Here is a 6,508-nt window from a genome sequence, read left to right as displayed (position 1 = left end):
AAGTTCGTCCTATACGATAAAAACCCTCCGGGAGGATCGCACTGCGGCGGTAGGGGTGGATGTCGCTGAGGCGACCCGCCGCAGGCGGAGAATACCGCAAGCGGGATTCTTTCTTGTATGATCTACAAAAACAGCTCCATAATGAAAACAACAACGCAGGCAGTGATGGAAACCTGGATCAGGCTTTTTCTTTTAAAGGCCAGAATCACTGCCGCCGCCAATGCTCCCGCACCGGACCACAGGCTTTGGGTAGAAGTGATAATAGCAGGAAATGTCATCACCGACAAGGTCACATAAGGGACATAATAAAGGAAAGACCGGATAAAGGGATTTTTTATTTCTTTCCGGATCAAGGTCAGGGGCAGAACACGGATCAGATAAGTAACCGCCGCCATGATCAGGATGTAAAGATAAATTCGGCTATTCACAAGAAACCTCCCCCCTATCCGGAACCGGGAACAGACAGGCTGCCAGTCCGGCTATTCCGATGGTCAGAATGATCAATTTCAACCCTGAAGAGACTCCGGCCAATACCGGAATCAGGGAAAACAAAAGGCTGCACACCATGGAAAGAAGGATTACACCTGCCAGAATTTTATTATCCCTGGCCGGTGGGATGATAACTGCCAAAAACATTCCGTAAAGGGCGATGCCCAAAGCGCTTAAAACCCTTTCAGGCAGCAGGCTTCCGGATACAGCTCCTGCCGCCGTTCCTAATGTCCAGCCTGGAATGGCAGCCAGAAGCAAGCCGTAAAAGTACCATGGACTTAATTCCCCGGACTTGCAGACAGAAACACCGAAGACCTCATCCGTCACCCCATAACTCATGATCAGACGGTGGAAAAAGGGAACTCTATGGTTTAGTTTCTGAGACAAGGAGCAGGACATCAGACTGTAGCGTAAGTTGATCACAAACTGGGCTGCAGCCATTTCAGCAAAAGATGCTCCTGTTGTTATAATTCCCAGTCCGGCAAACTGCCCTGCTGAGGTCAGATTGGTAATGGACATGACAACAGACTGCCAGATTGACAATCCTGCATTTAAGGCCATAATCCCAAAAGTAAAAGACACAGCAAAATATCCCAGGCCAATGGGAATTCCATCCCTTACCCCGGATTTTAATTGTTTTATGGTGGTATTCATAATATCCTCCCTGACAGGACACGATTGTCCCTATAAATCTATCAAAGATAATACCATGGTTTTCCAGATCAGTAAAGCCGATGTTCCAGACAGCAGGAGATGAAAAAAATATTGACCTCATATTTGTTCCGTGGTATAGTAACAGCAGTATATTCAGATAGGAAGTGTGTGTTTGTTAATTGTATCGGAACATGGAGCATAAAGCAGTTGCATAATGAGAACAGGGATTCTATGAGGAAAGCGCCCCGCTTTTCCTCTGTTTTGTGTACCTGTTTTGCCCATGAGGATACAAGATAGACAGATGAGGTTGAGAGCCTGTAAGACGTCAATTTGTAGTCTTGCAGGTTTTTTGTATATAAAAAAGGAGAAACCACATGAATCACACATTTCAGATTTTAGAATTTAATCATATTTTAGAGAAATTAAAGGAATTTGCCCACACGGAAGCTGCCGGGGAGAGAATAGAGAATTTATGTCCATCCTTAAATGAAGGAGAGGTACGGAAAAGTCTTCGGGACACGACTGAAGCCAGGACCATTATTGACCGGATGGGCCTTCCCCCTGCAGTCAGCATGAACGGCCTGCAGGCAATTATTCATACCACAAAACAGGGCGGCTGCCTGTCTCCGGAGGAATTGGAGAACACAGGAGTTATGCTTACGGGAGTAAAACGGTTTAAGGAATTTTTAAACCGATGCAAATATCTGGAGCTGGGGCTGGCCTATTATGAGTTGGATTTAGACCCTTTGGAGGATCTGGCACGGGAAATATTTGAAAGCGTCAGAAACGGCAGAGTGGAGGATAGTGCCAGCAAATATTTAAAAGGAATCCGGCAGGATATAGCCAGGCTGGAAGAGAAGCTGCGGACAAAAGCAGAATCCATTTTGAGAGGAAATAAAAAGTATTTTTCTGATTCCTATGTGACCTTCCGGAACGGCAGAATCTGCCTCCCGGTGAAAAAAGACTATAGAACATCGGTTCCAGGCAGCGTGATTGACCAGTCTGCTACCGGCTCCACCCTTTTTATTGAGCCGGCTGCCATTGCGGGACTCAATGAAGAACTGGAGCTTTTAAGAATCGGCGAGGAAAATGAGACGAGAAGGATTCTCTATACCCTGACCGCAGTGGTAGAAGAAAATATGGAGGCTTTGGAAGCGGATAAACGGCTCCTTGAAAAGCTGGATTTCCTGTTTGCCAAGGGAAGCTTAAGCCTTTCCATGGAAGGAATCGAGCCCTCTGTCAACACGGACAGAATCATGAGAATTGTAAAGGGACGCCATCCCCTTATGAACCCGGAAACCGTGGTACCTCTTGATTTTGAACTGGGAAAAAGAGAACGTGGAATCGTCATTACAGGCCCCAATACAGGGGGAAAAACTGTGTCCATCAAGACAGTGGGCCTTTTCTCCCTTATGGCCCAGTGCGGACTTCATGTGCCTGCTATAGAAGCCGATCTTTGCATGAACAGCCAGATTCTCTGTGATATCGGAGACGGGCAGAACATTACAGAAAACTTATCCACATTTTCTGCCCATATCACCAATGTGATGAAGATTCTTCATACAGCCGGTCGGGAAAGCCTGGTGATTCTTGATGAGCTGGGTTCCGGAACAGACCCGGCAGAGGGAATGGGAATTGCCATCGCCATACTGGAAGAGCTGCAAAACAGCGGCTGTCTTTTCCTGGCAACCACTCATTACCCTGAGGTAAAGACTTATGCCAAGGAAGCGGAAGGGATCACCAATGCAAGAATGGCCTTTGATAAGGAGACCTTAAAGCCCCTTTACCGGATGGAAATCGGAGAAGCAGGAGAAAGCTGCGCCCTTTTTATCGCCCAAAGGCTGGGAATGCCGGAATCCATGATAAAGAGAGCTGAACTCTATGCTTACGGCAAAAGGGAGAGTTTACAGGATCAGGGCCCGGCTGCTGCGGCAGTTTTCCCCACAGGAAAGGGCAGCAGGGAAAAAACACAAGGCGAATTTGCCCAATGTGCAAAGAGAAAGGGCTCTGGGGAGTCTGGTCCCAGAATTGAAAAGCAGAAAAAGCCTTCAGGCAATAAAAATTCCATGAGGGAAAAGTTTGCCGTCGGAGACAGCGTTATGGTCTACCCGGATAAGAAAAAAGGTATTGTATGCATGCCGGTCAATGAAAAAGGGGTGCTGCGGGTACAGATGCCTGACGGGAAAATCTGGATCAACCACAAAAGGGTAAAGCTTTTGGTGGCGACAGAGGAACTTTACCCGGAGGATTACGACTTTTCCATTATTTTTGATACAGTGGAAAACAGAAAAGCAAGACACAAGATGGGAAAAGGACATCAGGAGGGCTTAACCGTTACTATAGAATAAGCCGTTTCTCCTGAAGTCTTTCTATACAGGAAGATGGAGGTAAACGTATGGATCAGGAGAGAAAATTAAAAAGAGACATCGAGGCATTTCTGCCCTATAATGAGCAGGAAGAACGGGATAAGGAGCTGCTGCTTCAGTATTTATCATCAGGGGAAGATGTATTTATCAGAGAAAACAGGGGCGCCCATTTTTCGGCATCAGCCTGGGTGGTGAATCATTCTCGTGACAAGGTTCTTTTGGCCTATCATAATATCTATGATTCCTGGGCCTGGACCGGAGGACACGCAGACGGAGAAAGAGACCTTTTGAAGGTTGCGGTCCGGGAGGTCATGGAGGAAACGGGAATTACAACTGTAAAGCCGGTTATGGAGGATATTTTTTCTCTGGAAGTGCTGACGGTAGACGGGCATGAGAAAAAGGGCGTTTACGTTTCCTCCCACCTTCATCTGAATGTGACCTACCTTTTGGAAGGGGATGACAGGGAAGTTCTTCGCAAGAAGGAGGATGAAAACAGTGATGTGGGCTGGTTTGGTGTAGATGAGTGTCTGAACGTGATTAATGAGAAGTGGATGAAGGAACGGATTTACTCAAAATTGTTGGCTAAGGGGAAGGAAATAAATTATTAACAGAAAATTGACAATTATTTTCCGATTTGCTGTTTTATTTTTCCTGATTATGTTTTATAATAGAGACAGCTAATAAAGGTTTTGCCAAATTAAACAGTGAGGTGGTAAATATGAAAATTGTTTATGCAATCGTCAGTTCTGATGACGGAAACCGGGTGACTGATGTGCTGAATGAACACCAGTTCAGCGTGACAAGACTTGCAACAACGGGCGGTTTCTTGAAAAAGGGCAATTCCACGTTAATGATCGGTACTGAGGACGAACAGGTAGATGAAGTCATTACTTTGATTAAAGATACATGCGGGAAGCGCCAGAAGATAACCAGCAATGTTCCTACGCCTAACATCGCCTCTGTTTCAGCCGGTTATATTATGATGCCTGTGACAGTGGAGCTTGGAGGAGCGACCATATTTGTCACGGATGTGGAACGATTTGAAAAGATTTAAGAAAAAGGAGGGGGATTGCAGGGCAATCCCCTTTCCCGATAAATAAAAAGAAAGTAAAGAGAGGGGTATTGGTGAAATTGGACGAGGCAGCAAAAAAGAAACTGGTGGCGGAAGCCTATGAAGCCCAGAAAATGGCTTACGTTCCTTACTCGAATTTTTGTGTGGGAGCGGCTCTGATGGGGAAAAACGGAAAGATATACAGAGGCTGTAATATTGAAAATGCGGCTTTCTCGCCTACAAACTGCGGCGAGCGGACGGCATTTTTTAAGGCGGTTTCAGAAGGGGTGACAGAATTTGAAGCTATTGCCGTTGTGGGCAATAAAAAGGGGGAAAAAGGAGAACTCTGCTCTCCATGCGGAGTGTGCCGCCAGGTAATGGCGGAGTTTTGCGACCCTGACGAGTTTAAAGTCATTTTAGGGGCAGGGGAAGAAACGGCTGTATATTCCTTAAGGGAATTGCTCCCCTTGGGATTTACGAAAAAAGATCTGGATTCTGAATAATAAGATGAATTTCCCCTAAGGGAAAAGTGAGTACTCCCCTGGGGGTTAGTAAAAGATAAGGGAGGTTTCGTGTGGCATGAGGATGTATGATGTCATTGCAAAAAAACGTAACGGAGAGCTTCTGACGGAAGAGGAAATCCGTTTCATGGTGGAGGGCTATGTAAAGGGGGATATTCCGGATTACCAGATGTCCGCTATGCTGATGGCTGTTTATTTAAAAGGAATGAGTGATGAGGAAACCGCAATTCTTACAGATGCTGTGGCTCATTCCGGAGATATGGTGGATTTATCACGGATTGAAGGCATTAAGGTGGATAAGCATTCCACCGGAGGAGTGGGGGATAAAACCACCTTGGTAGTAGCTCCTATGGTGGCTGCCTGCGGCGTCAAGGTGGCAAAGATGTCGGGAAGAGGTCTGGGACATACTGGGGGAACGGTTGATAAGATGGAAGCCATTCCGGGTATGAGGACAACCTTGACAGAGGAAGAGTTCTTCTCCGTAGTCAATTCCACGGGGCTCTCTGTCATTGGACAGTCAGGAAATTTGGCTCCGGCAGATAAAAAGCTTTATGCTCTTCGGGATGTGACTGCAACAGTGGATAGTATTCCTTTGATTGCTGCTTCTATTATGAGTAAAAAGCTGGCAGCAGGAAATGACTGTATTTTATTGGACGTAAAGACCGGCAGCGGAGCATTTATGAAAACCCTGGAGGATTCTATCACTCTGGCGGAAAAGATGGTGGCAATTGGGGAGCATTCAGGTAAGAAAACCATGGCTTTAATTACTAACATGGACATCCCTTTGGGAAGTCTGATCGGCAACAGTCTGGAAGTTATTGAGGCAGTGGAAACTCTTCAGGGAAAAGGCCCTGGAGATTTGACTGAGGTTTGTTTGAGCCTGGCAGCAGGCATGCTCTTTTTAGCCGGAAAAGGCTCTTTGGAGGAGTGCAGGGAGATGGCGGAGAAAACCATTGCAGACGGAAGTGCTTTAAAGAAGCTGGCTGCCATGGTAGAAGCCCAGGGAGGCGATCCGGCAGTGATCACAGACCCTTCACTCTTTGCCAAAGCACCCTTTGAAAAAGAGGTAAAGGCCTTAAAGAGCGGTTATATCACCCATATGAATACGGAGCAGTGCGGAATTGCTTCCTCTCTGTTAGGAGCAGGAAGAATTACCAAGGAGAGCCAGATTGATTATACGGCAGGAATCGCTCTTAAGAAAAAGGTGGGCCAGCAGGTGGAAGAGGGAGAGACGATTGCAGTACTTTATGCTTCCAAGAGAGATCTCTTTGCCGATGCTGAACATGAACTTTTAAAGGCTGTTACCATCGGCGGGCAGAAGCCGGAAGAGGAGCCTTTGATTTACGCCAGAGTCACCGGTGCAGGTGTGGAGCGTTTGGTGTAATAGAAATAAGGGATAAGGTGAATTTGCCCAAAGGGCAAAGAGA

The 6,508-nt window shown here is 46.4% G+C and carries 7 protein-coding genes; 5 read left to right on the top strand and 2 right to left on the bottom strand.

The window, feature by feature from the left end:
- Positions 1-122: 122 nt before the first annotated feature.
- Together V7M78_RS19480 and V7M78_RS19475 are read right to left on the bottom strand one after the other, a co-directional pair.
- A complete protein-coding gene (locus tag V7M78_RS19480; RefSeq protein WP_333652113.1) occupies positions 123-428 on the bottom strand; it encodes an AzlD domain-containing protein in 306 nt (101 codons plus the stop codon).
- Positions 421-1,143 carry an AzlC family ABC transporter permease gene (locus V7M78_RS19475; RefSeq protein WP_333652111.1) on the bottom strand — a complete coding sequence of 241 codons (723 nt, stop codon included), beginning with the start codon at positions 1,141-1,143 and terminating at the stop codon, positions 421-423. The genes V7M78_RS19480 and V7M78_RS19475 overlap by 8 nt, the downstream gene beginning before the upstream one ends.
- Before the next feature lie 374 nt (positions 1,144-1,517).
- Here V7M78_RS19475 and V7M78_RS19470 point away from each other — a divergent pair, with 374 nt between their 5' ends.
- The 5 genes from V7M78_RS19470 to V7M78_RS19450 all read left to right on the top strand — a co-directional run bounded on the left by V7M78_RS19470 (position 1,518) and on the right by V7M78_RS19450 (position 6,465).
- Entirely contained in the window at positions 1,518-3,491 is a 1,974-nt protein-coding gene (locus V7M78_RS19470) for an endonuclease MutS2 (RefSeq protein ID WP_333652109.1), read from the top strand.
- Between the two features lie 47 nt (positions 3,492-3,538).
- Positions 3,539-4,117 (top strand): NUDIX hydrolase, encoded by a 579-nt coding sequence (locus V7M78_RS19465; RefSeq protein ID WP_333652107.1) that lies wholly within the window; start codon positions 3,539-3,541, stop codon positions 4,115-4,117.
- Positions 4,118-4,227: 110 nt separating this feature from the next.
- Positions 4,228-4,563: a cyclic-di-AMP receptor gene (locus V7M78_RS19460; protein ID WP_333652105.1), complete on the top strand. Its 336-nt coding sequence runs from the start codon at positions 4,228-4,230 to the stop codon at positions 4,561-4,563.
- A 71-nt stretch (positions 4,564-4,634) separates the two neighbouring features.
- Positions 4,635-5,063: a cytidine deaminase gene (locus V7M78_RS19455; RefSeq protein WP_333652103.1), complete on the top strand. Its 429-nt coding sequence runs from the start codon at positions 4,635-4,637 to the stop codon at positions 5,061-5,063.
- Positions 5,064-5,139: 76 nt separating this feature from the next.
- Complete coding sequence (locus V7M78_RS19450; RefSeq protein WP_333652101.1) at positions 5,140-6,465, top strand: pyrimidine-nucleoside phosphorylase; 1,326 nt, start codon at positions 5,140-5,142, stop codon at positions 6,463-6,465.
- The last annotated feature ends 43 nt before the right edge of the window (positions 6,466-6,508 follow it).

This window comes from Lacrimispora sp. (genome assembly GCF_036758025.1).
Classification (GTDB): Bacteria; Bacillota; Clostridia; order Lachnospirales; family Lachnospiraceae; genus Lacrimispora.
Note: the sequence above shows the minus strand (reverse complement) of the source record. Positions and strands in the feature narration are given on the sequence as shown.